Annotated in this window: 12 protein-coding genes; 5 read left to right on the top strand and 7 right to left on the bottom strand. The window is 70.0% G+C overall.

Going from position 1 to position 14649, the window contains the following annotated elements:
* Nucleotides 1-395 precede the first annotated feature (395 nt).
* Nucleotides 396-875 (top strand): TetR family transcriptional regulator, encoded by a 480-nt coding sequence (locus ACIHA7_RS02620; protein ID WP_397284814.1) that lies wholly within the window; start codon nt 396-398, stop codon nt 873-875.
* Between the two features lie 84 nt (nt 876-959).
* Nucleotides 960-2138, top strand: coding sequence for an amino acid deaminase/aldolase (locus tag ACIHA7_RS02615; protein WP_397284812.1), 1179 nt, complete (start codon nt 960-962; stop codon nt 2136-2138).
* Nucleotide 2139: 1 nt separating this feature from the next.
* On the opposite strand, the gene ACIHA7_RS02610 is transcribed toward ACIHA7_RS02615, so the two are convergent.
* Entirely contained in the window at nt 2140-5505 is a 3366-nt protein-coding gene (locus tag ACIHA7_RS02610) for an AAA domain-containing protein (protein ID WP_397284810.1), read from the bottom strand.
* A gap of 259 nt (nt 5506-5764) precedes the next feature.
* Nucleotides 5765-7558: a DEAD/DEAH box helicase gene (locus tag ACIHA7_RS02605; RefSeq protein ID WP_397284808.1), complete on the bottom strand. Its 1794-nt coding sequence runs from the start codon at nt 7556-7558 to the stop codon at nt 5765-5767.
* A gap of 62 nt (nt 7559-7620) precedes the next feature.
* Between ACIHA7_RS02605 and ACIHA7_RS02600 the strand changes: the two genes are divergently transcribed.
* Nucleotides 7621-8469: a carbon-nitrogen hydrolase family protein gene (locus ACIHA7_RS02600; RefSeq protein ID WP_397284806.1), complete on the top strand. Its 849-nt coding sequence runs from the start codon at nt 7621-7623 to the stop codon at nt 8467-8469.
* A 135-nt stretch (nt 8470-8604) separates the two neighbouring features.
* Nucleotides 8605-9228, top strand: coding sequence for a phosphoribosyltransferase (locus tag ACIHA7_RS02595; protein ID WP_397284804.1), 624 nt, complete (start codon nt 8605-8607; stop codon nt 9226-9228).
* A gap of 47 nt (nt 9229-9275) precedes the next feature.
* On the opposite strand, the gene ACIHA7_RS02590 is transcribed toward ACIHA7_RS02595, so the two are convergent.
* The 4 genes from ACIHA7_RS02590 to ACIHA7_RS02575 are packed head-to-tail and all read right to left on the bottom strand — an operon-like array spanning nt 9276 to nt 12557.
* Nucleotides 9276-10049: an ESX secretion-associated protein EspG gene (locus tag ACIHA7_RS02590; RefSeq protein WP_397284802.1), complete on the bottom strand. Its 774-nt coding sequence runs from the start codon at nt 10047-10049 to the stop codon at nt 9276-9278.
* Nucleotides 10046-11359, bottom strand: a complete 1314-nt coding sequence (locus tag ACIHA7_RS02585; protein ID WP_397284800.1) for a hypothetical protein — start codon at nt 11357-11359, stop codon at nt 10046-10048. Before ACIHA7_RS02585 ends, ACIHA7_RS02590 begins: the two co-directional genes overlap by 4 nt.
* Nucleotides 11352-11792 (bottom strand): hypothetical protein, encoded by a 441-nt coding sequence (locus ACIHA7_RS02580; RefSeq protein ID WP_397284798.1) that lies wholly within the window; start codon nt 11790-11792, stop codon nt 11352-11354. The genes ACIHA7_RS02585 and ACIHA7_RS02580 overlap by 8 nt, the downstream gene beginning before the upstream one ends.
* 39 nt (nt 11793-11831) lie before the next feature.
* On the bottom strand, nt 11832-12557 hold the full coding sequence (locus tag ACIHA7_RS02575; RefSeq protein ID WP_397284796.1) for an alpha/beta hydrolase: 726 nt from the start codon (nt 12555-12557) through the stop codon (nt 11832-11834).
* A gap of 171 nt (nt 12558-12728) precedes the next feature.
* On the opposite strand from ACIHA7_RS02575, the gene ACIHA7_RS02570 reads away from it, so the two are divergent.
* The gene (locus tag ACIHA7_RS02570; RefSeq protein ID WP_397284794.1) at nt 12729-13667 is read left to right on the top strand and encodes an SMP-30/gluconolactonase/LRE family protein; all 939 of its coding nucleotides are present in this window, start codon (nt 12729-12731) and stop codon (nt 13665-13667) included.
* Here ACIHA7_RS02570 and ACIHA7_RS02565 read toward each other — a convergent pair.
* Nucleotides 13652-14638: a helix-turn-helix transcriptional regulator gene (locus ACIHA7_RS02565; RefSeq protein ID WP_397284792.1), complete on the bottom strand. Its 987-nt coding sequence runs from the start codon at nt 14636-14638 to the stop codon at nt 13652-13654. The genes ACIHA7_RS02570 and ACIHA7_RS02565 overlap by 16 nt on opposite strands.
* Nucleotides 14639-14649 lie beyond the last annotated feature (11 nt).

The following is a 14649-nucleotide window of genomic DNA, read 5'->3' as shown; positions in this document are numbered from 1 at the left end:
AGGCGCCGCGCGGGTGTCGTTTCCGGATCGGACTCGACACGGACAGTTGACCGTTTTGCGTGCTTCACCTGTGTGATCGGCCACAGGATTCGGGGCACGTCGGTACGCGCCCGTACAGTGGACAACGGTCTGCTTGTCAGCCGGGCAGGGCTGAGAGTGACCCCGAGAGAGGGAAATCCGGGCAGGGCTCGATGGCACCCCTACCATTCCGTTTGGGTAACAAAACATTCTTGCGGTCTGGAAATACCCATTGAACCTGTTCTCAAACCCCGAAAACCCTCTACCATTGATGAACGTTGGACCGGGCAGCCTGGGATTTCCGGCGGAGTGCCCGCCATGTTCGACGAGTCGCGCCGACGAGGGTGCGCGAGATCTTTTCGCCGAGGGAGTCGTCGTTGAGCGTACGAGGAGACACCGCAGTGGTTCGGCTGCGGCCGACCATCTGCGAGGCCGTCGAGAAGGCGGCCGCGTCACTGGATCACGGAGGGGTGCGCGCGCTACGGGTGCTACTGCACGCCGGCGTGAGCGCGTACTGGCCGTTGGTGAAGGCCGCCCCATCCAAGCAGGTACAGGCCTATGAGGCCACGGTGCAGACCTTGCGTCAGCGCTGGGAGGTGCAGACCGACTGCATCGCCGACCCCGCCGCGACCGCGGTCTATCGAGAGATGGACACCGAGGTCGCCGCCTTTCTGCAGCTGTGCGCCGACCGATCGGGTGTGCAGTGGCTCGAGCCGGTGGAGGCCATCGCGACCTACGCGGTCTCGGTGTTGCAAGGCACCGTGTTGCGCTGGCTCGCCGATTGCAATGACGAAACAATGCTGGTGGTACTCGACGATCTGGTGAGCAGCCTGGCCACCCGCGCCGCCGAGGTCTAGTCCCCGCCGGGTGCGCGGTGACCTCGGAAAATGGGTTGCCGCAAGTACTGGACGTGTGACCAGTTTGGTGGTTGAGTTGATGGGGTGACGGACACGTCCCCCATCGCGGGGCTGCACGCGGCCACCGCCGAACTCGACCCGCCGCTGGCCGCCCTCGACCTGACCGCCCTGCGCGCGAACGCCGCCGACTTGGTGCGCCGCGCGAACGGTGTGCCGATCCGGGTCGCCAGCAAATCCGTGCGCTGTCGCGCCGTCCTCGAAGAAGTGCTCGGCGGTGAGCTCACCGCCTCGGGTGGTTTCGCGGGCCTGATGAGCTACTCGTTGCCCGAGGCCATCTGGCTGGCCCGGCGCGGCGCCCGCGATATCCTGCTCGGCTACCCGACCGTCGACCGGGCCGCGCTGGCCGAACTCGCCGCCGACGAGACGCTGTGCCGCTCGATCACCCTGATGATCGATGATGTCGCCCAGCTCGACCTGATCCGTGCCGCTCTCGGCACCGACCTGGTGCGGCCGCGGGTGTGCCTTGACGTCGACGCCTCCCTGCGGATCGGCCCGATCCACCTGGGCGTGCGCCGTTCGCCGATTCGCACGCCCGAGCAAGCCGCCGCCCTCGCCGCGGAAGCCTTGCGCCGCGGGTTCGAGGTGGTCGGCGTGATGACCTACGAGGCGCAGATCGCAGGCATGCCGGACAGCAATGTCGCGCTGCGCCTGATGAAGCGGGCCTCCGCCGCGGAGATCACCAAGCGCCGCAGGCGGGTTCTCGACGCGGTCCGCTCGGTGACCGGCAAGCTGGAGATCGTCAACAGCGGCGGCAGCGGGTCGATCGAGGTCAGCATCGCCGATCCGGATGTCACCGAGGTGACCGCGGGTTCCGGGCTCTACGTGCCGACCCTGTTCGACCACTACCGGTCCTTCACCCCGAGGCCCGCACTGTTCTTCGCCACCTCGGTGCTGCGCCGCCCGAGCCCTTCCATCGCAACGGTTTTCGCGGGCGGCTACATCGCCTCCGGCCCGACCGGTCCGTCTCGCGTACCGATGCCGGTGTGGCCCAGCGGTTTACGGCTGATCGGCACCGAGGGCGCGGGCGAGGTGCAGACCCCGCTGGCCGGTGCGGCGGAACTGCGCATCGGCGACCGGGTGTGGTTCCGCCACGCCAAGGCGGGCGAACTGTGCGAGCGCTTCGAGAAGGTGCATCTGGTCGACGCGGACGGCACCAGAACCACCGTGCCCACCTATCGCGGTGAAGGCAACTGCTTCGGCTGAGTCATAGCCGTAAGAACCCGGCGAGCTCGGGCATCTCCTCCGGGCTCGCGGGCAGATACTCGCTCAGCAGCGGTGAGCGGATGATGATCGCCTTCCACATCGCGCGGCACAGCGCGGCATGGATCAGCGCGCGCGACAACAGGAATGGCATGCCGTAGGGCGCGTCGGCCGGGCTGGATGTGGTCATCGAGAGCAGGACAACGGCGGCCTCCCTGCCGCGGAACCGGTCCGGGGTGCCGACCAGCACGTCCTCGATCTTGGCCCGGGCGAGCAGCGTTCGGATCCGCCCGACCTGCGCCGCGTACGGCGCGACCACGAAGATGTCGTGCGGATGCAGCCGCCGGGTGATCGCCCCGATGGTCCAGTTCATCGCGAGCAGCGCGCGCACCCGGCGCACCACCTCGCGCGCCTCGGCCGCGGACTCGGTGGCATTGCCGTGATGGGGCACCAGCACGGTGCTCACGCCGGGCGACTCACCATCGAGTTCCCTTGCCAGCGTGACGGTTTCATTGGCGCGCAGCCGTCCGTCGTAGTACAGCCGGGAGATCGGATCGCACACCTGCGGATGCATCCGCCAGGTGCGGTCCAGGAAGTAGCCGCGTTCACCGGGCAGCGTGTGCCGCCCCTCGGCGAGCCAGCCGAGCGCCGATTCGCCGACCGGTTCCGGATGCGCGCTGTGCGTGACGGGCGGCACCGGATCGCCGAGCAGCAACAGGTTTCGCGCGCTGACCCCGACCGCGACCGCATCGGCCAGTGGGAACCGGCCCGCGTCGGCGATCACCAGCAGATCGAGCCCCGCCCTCGGCACCATCGTCTCGTTCGCGAAATCCGTTGGGGTGCCGCCGAGTACGCAGCCGCTGATGGCGTTGTCGAGGAACCGCGCGTACCGGGAGGCGTCGATGACCACCCACTCCGGCGCCACCGACTCGACGTCCTTCTTGGCGACCAGCTCCGGCAGCACGCCGACCCGCACGACCGCGTCCAGCAGGTTCTCCACCGTCGAATGGGTCTGCCCGACAATGCCGATCCGCCATTTGTGCCGGGTGACCAGCCGCTCGAGCACCCTGGCTGCGGTGGCGGTCTTGCCGGTGCCCGACGGGCCTTGCACGGCGAGGTAGGAGTGGTCGAGTTCGCGCATCGCGGCGGTGATCGCCGCGGCATGGTCGCCGTGCACCTCCGGCAACGCGGCGCCGCCGCGTAGCCGGGGCGGGCGGCGGGCGAGCAGGTCGAACACGGCGCCCTCGGGTATCTCCGGGAGCGCGACGAGCAGCTGCTGGGCGGCGAATTCGACCGCGGTTTCGGCGTTCCAGTCCCACGCGGGTAGGCCGGGAGCGATCGCGGTGGGTAGTTCGTCGTACGGTTCGCAACCGTCCGGCAGCAGCTCTTCGAGCCGGACCGCGTCGTCGAATTCGGCGTCCACCGAGCAGCCGAGCACCGTGGCGACGGCGGTGGCCCGGCGCCCGACGGCGGTGACCATGCCCGCGGCTGCGGGCCGGTCGTAGAAGGTGTAGACGGTGGTGCCCGGCGTCAGCACGGTGGCCGGTCCGGGGCCGCCCGCACTCCAGCTCGACCCGATCCGGCCGGTCAGGGTGAGGTAGCGCCGCATGGTCGGGCGGTCCGGGCTGCGATGCCACTTGGTGTCGACGGTGCCCCATTCGGCGACCAACACCCCTGGGGCGTCGGCCCATTCGTCGACCGGGTGGCTGAGCCGATCGACGTGCGCCCACCACAGCGGCTGCCGTTCGCGCCGGTGGTAGCCGAGCGCCGCGGCCATCATCGCGGCGACGTGGCGCGGTTCGTCCTGTGCCGCGGCGTATTCGGCGAGCGCCGCCTCGAACGAGGAGGGGCGCGAGGGCGGGATGGGTTCCAGTCCGTCGGGGCCGGCCACCTGACACCAGGATCCGGTCCGCTCCAGCGTCACCGCCTGCGGGTCGATGCGCTGTTCGGCGGCTCGGTCCAGCAGCCAGTCCCGTAGGCGCAGCACGGTCAGGCAGTCCCGTTCGGCGTCGGCCGAGTGCGCCGCGCCGGGCAGCAGGCGCGCCAGCCTGCTCAGCCGATAGGAGCGTTCCCCGATGATCAGCGCGTTGCGCACGATCGGATACAGGTCGACCAGCACGCCGTCGCACAGCAGTTCGTCCACGATCTCTTCGCCGACGCCGGTGCTGCCGGTGCAGTGCAGCAGCGCGGTACGCACCGCGACGGTGTAGTGGTAGACGTGCATGTCCGGATACATCCGCCGCCGCTGCGCGAGATAGTCGAGCACCTCCGCCAGCGCGCGCCGCTGTCCGGCGGCCTCGCTGTCCGGGTCGCCGTCGCTGCCGAACGGTCCGCGGAAGGTCAGGTGCACGGTGCCCGGCCCGCCGACGTCCACGGCCAGCGGGGTGCGCCCGCCGCCGACGACGGTCAACGAGAGGTCACCGGCGGAGGGCGGCGGCAGGGCGCCGAGTGCGATCGGGTCGACCAGGCTGTGCGTCGGCTGCCCGGAATCCTCGCGGCGCAGCTGGATTTCGGCTTGCCTGCGCAGCGCGGTGAAGGTCCGCGGTGGCACGCCGCGTACCGTGCTCTCGGTGCTGACCAGCCGGTCGATGGTGCTCACGCCCGCTTCGCGGAGCCGGGCCCGCGTGGTGGTCGGCATACCGGCGACGAGGAGCAGGTCGCGTGCGGCCGCCGCGGCCGTCGTGCACGTCGCGCAGCGTCCGCAGGCCAGATAGCGCGGATCACCCCACTGCGCGGGTAGGAGTTCGCTCAGCTTCTCATCCAGGATGCGCTCGACTCGGCGCCTGCGCGCGCGGTACACCGGGATCAGATCGCTCAACGCGTATGCGGTGTTGTCCTCGCCGAGATGCAGCCGGATCAGCGGGCCGGTCAACGATCCGCTGTGGTCCACCGCGTCGGCGCAGGCGGCGAGTTCCAGTGCGGCGCCGACGCGGTCGGCCTTGCGGTGCGCGGTGCCGTGCACGGTGTAGCGCACCCGATGACCGGCGCGCACCAGAAAATCGCAGGAACAGTCGAAGGTCCCATCGAAGAAGGTGGCGCCGTGGATCACGTGCACGCCGGCCCGCAGCGCCGCGATGGTCTCGGCGTGCGCGGCCGAGAGCGCCGCGATCAGTGCCTGGCCGCTGTCCGACTTGTCCTGCGGGCGTTGGATCTCCACCATCGAGCCGCCGAAGCGATCCCGGAAGTCACTGAGCCTGCGATCGCGCGAGTCGTCGAACCAGGTGCGCGGCTGGGGCGCCCACTCGGCGGTGGTCGCCGGATCGGCCGCGACGGTTCCCAGTTCGGCGTCGAGGGCGCGCAGCAGCGCGAACTCACAGCGCGCCGCGCGCACGAGGTCGACGGCAGAGCAGACGACACGATCACCGAACACGAACAAACGCGGCCCTCCTGTGTCTTGCGGGACACCCGCACCCGGTCCGTAACGACGAACGGGCTGCGCGATTGTCGCCCATCGACACCTCGGGCCGCTGCGGGACATCCGCATCCGGCCTGCATCGATGAGCGGGCAGCGCCATTGTCGCTCATCACGTCTCGAGTTTTCGCAGGACACCCGCTGCCGTCAGCACTAATTACGTACCGGACGGCAACACTCTAGCTAGCGAGGCTGACCTCGCCGTACTCTCCCCGGTTCAGGAGCGTGGCTTACGCCGCTCCGGCCGCTTCGCGTTCCCGCCCTCGCGGCGCGGGCCACGGGGCGTGAACGTACGCTGCCCCGGCGGACCCTGGTCCGGGGTGAGCTGGATGAGGACGCCGCTGATCCTGGTGCGGCGCAACGCTTCCAGCGTCTCCGGGGGCAGGTCCGCGGGCAGCTCCACCAGACTGTGGTCGGGCCGGATGCTGATATGCCCGAAGTCGCTGCGGCGTAAACCACCCTCGTTGGCGATGGCGCCGACGATCGCGCCGGGCACCACGCGGTGCCGCTTGCCGACCGAGATCCGGTAGGTGGCCAGCTCGGTGCCGTTGGCGCGGCTGTGCGAACCGAAACCGGTCCGATCGTCCTCACCCTCGAACCGGCGCGGCCGATCCGGGCGTTCGCGGCGCTCGCGCACCGGCTCCGGCGGCTCGGGCTGCATCAGGAAGTTGTCGCCGTCGCGCGACAGCACGGCCAGCGCCGCCGCGATGTCGACCAGCGGAATGTCGTGCTCGCGTTCGTAATCCTCGATGAGCCTGCGGAACAGCGCCAGGTTCGACGAGGTCAGGCTCTCGGTGATGTCGTCACCGAACTTGGCGACGCGCTGCGCGTTGACGTCATCGACGCTGGGCAGCTGCATCTCTTCCAGCGGATGCCTGGTGGCCCGCTCGATCGACTTGAGCAGGTGACGCTCGCGCGGCGCGACGAACAGCAGCGCCTCACCGCTGCGCCCGGCCCGGCCGGTGCGGCCGATGCGGTGCACATAGGACTCGGTGTCGTGCGGGATGTCGTAGTTCACCACGTGCGAGATGCGGTCCACGTCCAGACCGCGCGCGGCGACGTCGGTGGCGACCAGGATGTCCAGCGCGCCGGACTTGAGCTGACCGATGGTGCGCTCACGCTGGTTCTGTGCGATGTCGCCGTTGATGGCTGCTGCGGAAAAGCCCCTGGCGCGCAGCTTTTCGGCGAGCTCCTCGGTGGCCTGCTTGGTGCGCACGAAGATGATCATCGCCTCGAACGACTCGACCTCGAGCACCCTGGTCAGCGCGTCCAGCTTGCGCTGATGCGAGACCTGCACCCAGCGCTGGGTGATGTTGGTGGCGGTCGACGTCTTCGACTTGACGGTGATCTCGACCGGGTTGTTCAGGTACTGCTTGGAGATCTTGCGGATCGCCGCGGGCATGGTCGCCGAGAACAGCGCGACCTGCTTGGTGGACGGCGTGTCCTTGAGGATGCGCTCGACGTCCTCCTGGAAGCCCATCTTCAGCATCTCGTCGGCCTCGTCGAGCACCAGGTACTTCAGCTGCGACAGGTCGAGGGTGCCCTTCTCCAGGTGATCGATCACCCGGCCCGGCGTGCCGACCACCACGTGCGCGCCGCGGCGCAGGCCGGACAGCTGCACACCGTAGGCCTGGCCGCCGTAGATCGGCAGCACGTTCAGCCCGGGCATGTGCGTGGCATAGCGGCCGAACGCCTCGGCCACCTGGATGGCGAGCTCGCGCGTCGGCGCGAGCACCAGCGACTGCGGGAGTTTGCCGGAGGTGTCGAGACCCATCAGGATCGGGATGGCGAACGCCGCGGTCTTGCCGGTGCCGGTCTGCGCGAGGCCGACCACATCGGCGCCGCTGAGCAGTGGCGGAATCGTCGCGGCCTGAATCGGCGACGGCGACTCGTAGCCCACATCGGCGATGGCCGCGAGGATGCGGTCATCGATCCCGAGATCGGCGAAAGTCGGGCCGTCGGTGTCCCTGTCGTTGTCGCCAGGAACGCTGTCGACCTGATTGGTACTCATTGACCAGGAGTTTACTGCCTCGTGCTGGCCTGCCCGGCCACCGCCCCAATACGGTGAGACGTATGCAACTGGATAGCTCCGAAACGAATCAGACCCCAGCACCGAACCAGCTGGACGTGGCGGTCGTCCAGTTCGCCCCCGGCACCGATCCGTCGGCCAACCTTTCCGCGCTGCGCGAGCACGTGCGCAGCGCGCGCGATCGGGGCGCCCGCGTGGTTGTCGCGCCGGAATACTCGATGTTTGCCGTCACCCGGCTCGATGAGCGGGTCGTGGCCGTCGCCGAACCGCTGACCGGGCCGTTCGTCACCGGACTCGGCGCGATCGCCCGCGAATTCGGGGTGCATCTGGTAGCCGGAATGGTGGAGCAGGGCGAGCCCGGCGGCGGCCGGATCCGCAACACGCTCGTCGTCCTCGGGCCCGACGGAACCCTCGCCACGGTGTATCGGAAGGTCCACCTCTACGACGCCTTCGGACACCTGGAATCGGAGACGGTGGAGGCGGGCCCGATCACCGAACCGGTCACCTTCGATGTGGCGGACGTGACATTTGGTTTGCAGACCTGTTTCGATCTGCGCTTCCCCGAGGGCATCCGCCGGGTCGCCGCCGCGGGCGCCCAGGTGCTTGTGCTGCCCGCGCAGTGGATCCCCGGCCCCGGCAAGGTCGACCAGTGGACGACGCTGGTGCGGGCGCGCGCCATCGAGAACACCGTCTACGTGGTCGCGGCCGACCAGGCGGCGCCGCGCGGGGCCGGGGCGTCGATGATCGTCGATCCGACGGGGGCCGTGCTCGCCGAGATCGGTGAGGAACCCGGCGTGCTTACCGCGACTGTCGATCTGGGCCACCTGGCCGAAGTTCGCACCACCAATCCGAGCCTTGCGTTGCGGCGGTTCGCTATTACGGAGCGCGGCTGACGTAGTGGTGCGCAGGGGCAGCAGTATCGCTTTGCGGTTCCCGGGTGATGGTGGTCGGGTGGCGGGGCAGCGGTATCGCTTTGCGGTTCCTCGGGGGTGGTGGTCGGGTGGCGGGTGGGCGTAGCGTTTTGATGGATGATCTACCCCGATCGGACACAGGCCGGTCGCGCGCTCGCCACGCATCTGGAGGACTTGCGCGCGGCCCATCCGCTGCTGCTCGGTCTGCCACGTGGCGGAGTTCCGGTGGCCGCCGCGGTGCGCGACGTCATCGGCGGTGATCTCGACATTCTGCTGGTCCGTAAGGTCGGTGTGCCGTGGCAGCCGGAGCTGGCGATGGGTGCCATCGGCGAGGACGGCGTACGCGTGCTCAACCCGGATGTGGTGTCGCACACCGGGATACTCCAGCGGGAGTTCGCCGAGATCGAGGCTGCGGAACGGGCGGAGCTGGAGCGGCGGCGGGCGGTGTGGCGCGGCGACGCGAAACCGATCCCGCTGGAGGGGCGCACCGTGGTGATCGTGGACGACGGCATGGCCACCGGCGCGACCGTGGTGGTCGCTTGCCGGGTCGCGCGCCTGCATCAGCCGAGTCGCGTCGTGGTCGCCGTGCCGGTCTCCTCCGCCGAGGCGGTGCACCGCGTTGCCGCCGAAGCCGACCAGGTGGTCTGCCCGCTGGTTCCGCAGTCGCTCGGCGGTGTCGGCACCTCCTACGAGGACTTCCATCAGCTGGAGGACGCAGAGGTCACCGCCCTGCTCAGCTAGGCCCGGTGCCGAAGCCTCGCCGGAACTCGGACAGCGTCGGCGAGTTCTTACCAGCGCTGGGCGTAGGTACTGGTGCGCTCAGCGGCGGTGACCATCGGGCGCAGCTGTGCGATCAGGCCGTGCGCGGTGACCGGCACGATGTCGACGTCGGCACCGGTGCGCACCGAATACCGGCCGTCGTCGCACACGTCGATCCAGCAGAGCACCCCGAATGGGCGCAGCTCGCCGTCGCCGCGCCGGGCCGACACCACGATCTGGCCGATGCCGTCCCTCGGCTGCCGCAGCATCCGGCGGATGCGGGCGGGCACCGTCGGTCCGGCGACCGGCACGGTGACCAGGTCGCGGCTGTCCTCGCCGACGCGCGCCAGTGGGGCGGTCAGCCGGGGTGTGGTGCCCGGCGAATTCTCCGGCAGCATCGAAACCACCCGGGCGGTCAGACTTTTCACACTGCCGACGAACAGCCGGATGTCACCGCCGTGGTCCGCGGTCGCGCCGGGGCGCTGCGCGGCCACCACCGCGACATTGCCCGCCGCGGCACCGAGCACCCGCACCGGCCGGACGGCCGCGTCGTCCGGCCCCGACGCGCTGTCGCGTTCGCCGTACACCTCGATCCGCAGTTCCGGCGCGCCGAGCACCCGCAGTGCCGCCTCCAGGTCGGCGTCGAGCACTCGATCGCACCAGCTGTGCAACGCCGGTAGCTGCGCGTCCCGCTCCTCGGTGTCGCGCGCGGAGAGCCGAACGGCCAGCGGATAGGGCATCCGATCGCCGTCGGTGCGCGCCCAGGCCAGCGCGAACTGGTCCGGCGTCAGCGTCCAATTCACTCCAACTCGGTCCACTCGCCGAGCACCGGTGGCGTGGTCGGATCGATGGCGCCGATCAGCTCGCCGTTGTCGTCGGCCGGTTCGAGGAAGGTGGGCAGGTCGTCGAAGTGGAAGTCGTCTTCGTCTTCGTCGTCGTAGCGGGTGGCGCGGGCGGTCGCGTTCGCGGCGTTCGCGGCGACACTGGATCCTTGGCGCGGTGCGTCGCCCATGGCCATCGCGCCGCCCATCAACCCGCCCATCGCGCCCGCGCCGAGGCCGGTGACCGCGTCGCTGGTGCTGTCCCTGCGCCGCTCGTCGCGCTTGCGTTGCTCGTCGGGGGCGGCCGGGGCCGCGGTACCCGGCACGACGACCTGCGGGGCGGCCGACGCGGTGGTGGTGCTCGGTGCGATGGTCGCACCGGAGCTCGGCGCGGTGCCGACGGCGGCGGGTGCCGAGGTCGGCGGGGCATCCACTCCGGCCGCAGTGACCTGAAGCGGTGTGGGTGCCGAGCTACTTCCGGCGATCGCATCGGGTACACCGTTCGCCGCCGCAACCGTCGCAGGCGCGGTCTCGGCCGACTGCTCTGCGACGGCGACCTGTTCCTCGCCCGCTGGTTCGGCTGCCGGTTCGCCGACGAGCCGGCTCGCGTCCGAGGGTGTGTCCAGCACAGCGGTGGGCGCGGCAGTGGTTTCCGCGCCGAGGCCGGGCCCGGCGATCTTGGCGGCGGGTGTCGTATAGGTGGCGGTGGGCACGTCGCCGGACTGCTGGTCGCCGAATGCGGGCACGTCGTTACCGGTCGGAATGAACACACCGGCGTAGATGTCGTTCATCGCCCGCACGATGTCCTGGCGCGTGTGCTCGGCCGACTTCTGGTCGGCGATATTGCTGGTGGCCTGCGTCGGATCCAGCAGCGCCGCACCGAGATCGGGTGCCTTCGCGGTCGGCGCGGACACCGCAGCCCGCAGCGCCTCGGCCGCGTCGCCGGCCTGCCCGAGCCGCTGCGAGACCACCGCGAGCACGTCGGCGAGGTCCTGACCGGTCTGCTCGAACGCGTGCACGGCGTCGGCGGCTTTCTGCGCCGCGCCGCCGCGCCAGCCGTCGGCGATGGCCGCTTGGACCTCGAGATGGGCCTGCGCGACCGCGTCGGCCAGGCCTGCGGCCGCATCACCCCAGGCCTGCTGCCCACCCGCGAGCACGGCGGGCTTCAATAATTGGACCTTCTCGTGGATTTCGCGATGGGTCATGCTGTCGAAGATCTCGACGTTCGGCGCGTAGGGCGGGTCGTTGCGCCGGACGAACGTCTGCCCCGGCGTGTGCGGCAATCTACGCATGGGCCGTTCCCTCCGCGTCGATCCGGCCGACCGACGCCGCGAGCAGCGAGTCGGCGCCCTGATATGCCGAGCCCGCGGCCCGGAAGGTCAGCGCCAGTTCCCTGGCGGCTTCGGCGTATTCCCACAGCCGGGTGAGCGCGCCGTGCGCCTTCGTCTCGAAACCCGCGCGCAGTGCGTCACCGGAGGCGAACCCGCCGAACCCGGGCAGCGACGCGGCGGCGCTGAGTAATCGGATCTGTTCCTCGATCTGGTTGGCCAACTGCTCGTAGCGGCGCGCGCATTTCTCGTGCACGCCCTCGGCCACCAGCATGCCGTCGATCCACAGCTCCCCGTCGTCGACCGCGCTGTGCAAGGCGGCGACGGTGGCTCCGGGCGCCGTGACGATGGACAGATCCGGGCGTCCGACACCGTTGGCGTTCTCGTTAGATGGCACCTCGACGTCCCCCTTCCTCATCTCTGAGCGAGGCTCAGTTCACGGGCGCCGTGCCAACCCCACGACGACACCCTGCATCCAGTCCGCGATGTCGGCAGTGACCCGCGCGTGCACCGGCTCGTGCAGCAGATCGTGCCCGGCGTCGGCGTACGCCCGTAAATCTACCGATTCGTGGCGTCCAGTCCATACCTTCACCGCATCAATCGGCGCCCGCCGGTCCTCGACGCCGTGCACGGCGAGCACCGGAAGCTCGCGTGGCAGAGCGGAACCCGGCGCGCCGGGGGCGCCGCCGCCGAGTGCCCGTTTCGGCACGCCGGACAGCACCACGCCGGTCACCGCGTCGGTCGGGATGGCGGGTCGCAGCGGATAGTCGCGTTCCACAATCGTCGAATCCGTCGTCGCCTCGCCCGGATCCGGCACCGCGGCACCGAACATGCCGAGCACGGTGACCGCGCCGAGCGAATGCCCCATCAAGATCAAGGGGGGTTGCGGCTCGGTCGCCCGCACGAGGTCGAACAGCCGCCGCGCGTCCGCGACCAGTTCGGCCAGCGTGCCCGGTTTGCGCGGATCGCCCTCGCTGAGGCCGTGACCCGAGGTATCGAGTGCCCAGGTTCCGATGCTGGCAGCCTTCAGCGATCGCGCGAAACGGTGATAGTGGCCGCTGTGCTGGCCTAGTCCGGGCAGCAGCAGCACTGTCGCAACGCGGTTTTCGCTCGGCCACCGCCGATAGTGCATCCGGCCACGGGCGCCGTCGAAAAAGGGCATGCCGAGATCTTGTCAAAGATCTTGGCGCTCAGTGGACTTCACGACGTCCGCGCACCGCCGCCGGACCGCCTTCGCCCCGGCCAGGGTCGGTATCGGGCCGGAAGGCCGTTGTCCAGGTGGCTAGACTGCCCGCAGATTGCTGTGTCGGCTTGCAGAGACCCGAGGTGCCCGTTGCGAAGACTCCATCGTCAAGACTCGTTGCCCCGGCTCGGCATGCTGTGGCCGACGGCGCTGGTCGCCCTCGCCTGCACCGCACCGGTCGCCGCCGCGGATCCGGCCGCCGCCGCGCAGCCGATCGCCTCGTGTGCGCCCGCGCAGGCCGCGACCGCGGTACCGGTCGGCATACCGGTGCTCGATTGGTCGGAGAACGTCGGCTACGACGCCGAGGGCAACCTGTGGGTCTCCCGGATCTACCGCAACGAGGTGCAGCGCTACGACCGCTCGGGTGCGCTCACCGCGACCGTCCCCGTCGAATTCCCCGGCGCCGTCCGCAGCGGACCGGACGGGTTGCTCTACGTCGTCTACGGTGATTCACCCACCAGCGCGATCCGCCCCGGCGGTGTCGTGCGGTTCGATCCGGCGGCCGCGGACCTGAAGCCCGAGGTCTTCGTCTCCGGCTTCACCATGCCCAACGGCGCCGCCTTCGACGCGGCAGGCAATCTCTACGTCGCCGCCATGTCCGGCGTCGTCCGGGTGCGCGCGGACGGCAGTGTCGATACCGCCTGGACCGAGCAGGCGGCCAGGACTGGCGCCAACGGCATTGTCGTGCGGGGTAATTCGCTCTACGTAACGGTCAACGGGAGCACGCTCGGCCAGGTCGTCCGCATCGCGATCGACGATCCGAGTGCGCAGACGGTGGTCGCGAATCTCGCCTCGTCGCTGCCCGGTGTTCCGGATTTCGCCGACGATCTGCACATCGATGCCGACGGCGTCCTGTACGTGACCACGCTGTCCGGCCAGCTCGTTCGCGTCGATCCCGCGACCGGTGCGGCCTGCGCGGTGCTCACCGGCGAGCCGTTGACGTCGGTGGTCGCCACGCCGGGGCAGCCGAATCAGTTACTGGCCGGTACCGAGAGCGGCGCGGTGCTGCGTATTCAATTACCCCGCTGACCGTGCGTTTTCGGGCCGACGGCGCGCTCGACGCGTGCGGAGACCGCGCGTAGCTGTCGGCGCAACTCCGGCGGCTCGTGCACCTCGAAGTCGGCGCCGAGGGTGATCAGCCGGTGTGCCAACCACTCCGGCGAGTCGTCGCGGAGGGTGTCCAGGCGGCACGAGTTCTCGTCGATCGCGATGAGGTCGCCGGGGTCGTCACCGAGCCTGCCCGCGATCCGTTGCGCGGGTGCGTGAATGGTGACGGAGAGCCGGAAAGTCGGTGTACCCCAGTCGGTTCGGCGGCCCGCCACGTAGGCGGCCGGATCGGCCGCGGGGAGTTCCCGAGGGACGAAGCGCGCGGCGGTCGGCTGCACCTGTGCGACGCGATCGACCCGGTAGACGCGCCAGTCGTCGCGATCGACGTCGTAGCCGACCAGATACCAGCGGTGCCGGACCGGTGCGAGTCCGACGGGTTCGGCATGCCTGCGCGAGTGCGTGCCACTGCCGTCGCGATAGGTGAAACGCACTCGCTCCCTGTTGGTTACGGCGGCGGCCAGTGCTGTCAGCACCTCCGGATCGACCAGCGGTCCGGTATCGGCGGGCGGTGCGAGCGCGGTGCCGAGCACCCGCACTCTTCTGCGTAGTTTCGCGGGCAGTACCTGCTCCAGCTTGGTGAGCGCGCGCACCGACGCTTCCTCGATGCCCGCGACCGCGTAACCCGCCGCGGCCCGCAGTCCCACCGCGATGGCGACCGCCTCGTCGTCCTCGATCAGCAACGGCGGCAACGCCGACCCGGCCACCAGCCGATAGCCGCCCGCCGCGCCCATCGTGGCCTCGACGGGATAACCGAGTTCGCGTAATCGATCGATGTCGCGGCGCACCGTGCGATCGGTGACGCCGAGTCGTTCGGCCAGTTCGCTGCCCGGCCATTCGCGTGGGGTCTGCAGCAGCGACAGCAGACGCAGCAACCGGGCGGGGGTGTCGTTCATGAATCTCAGAT

The sequence above is a fragment of the Nocardia sp. NPDC052316 genome, from assembly GCF_044547795.1.
Classification (GTDB): domain Bacteria; phylum Actinomycetota; class Actinomycetes; order Mycobacteriales; family Mycobacteriaceae; genus Nocardia.
Note: the sequence above shows the minus strand (reverse complement) of the source record. Positions and strands in the feature narration are given on the sequence as shown.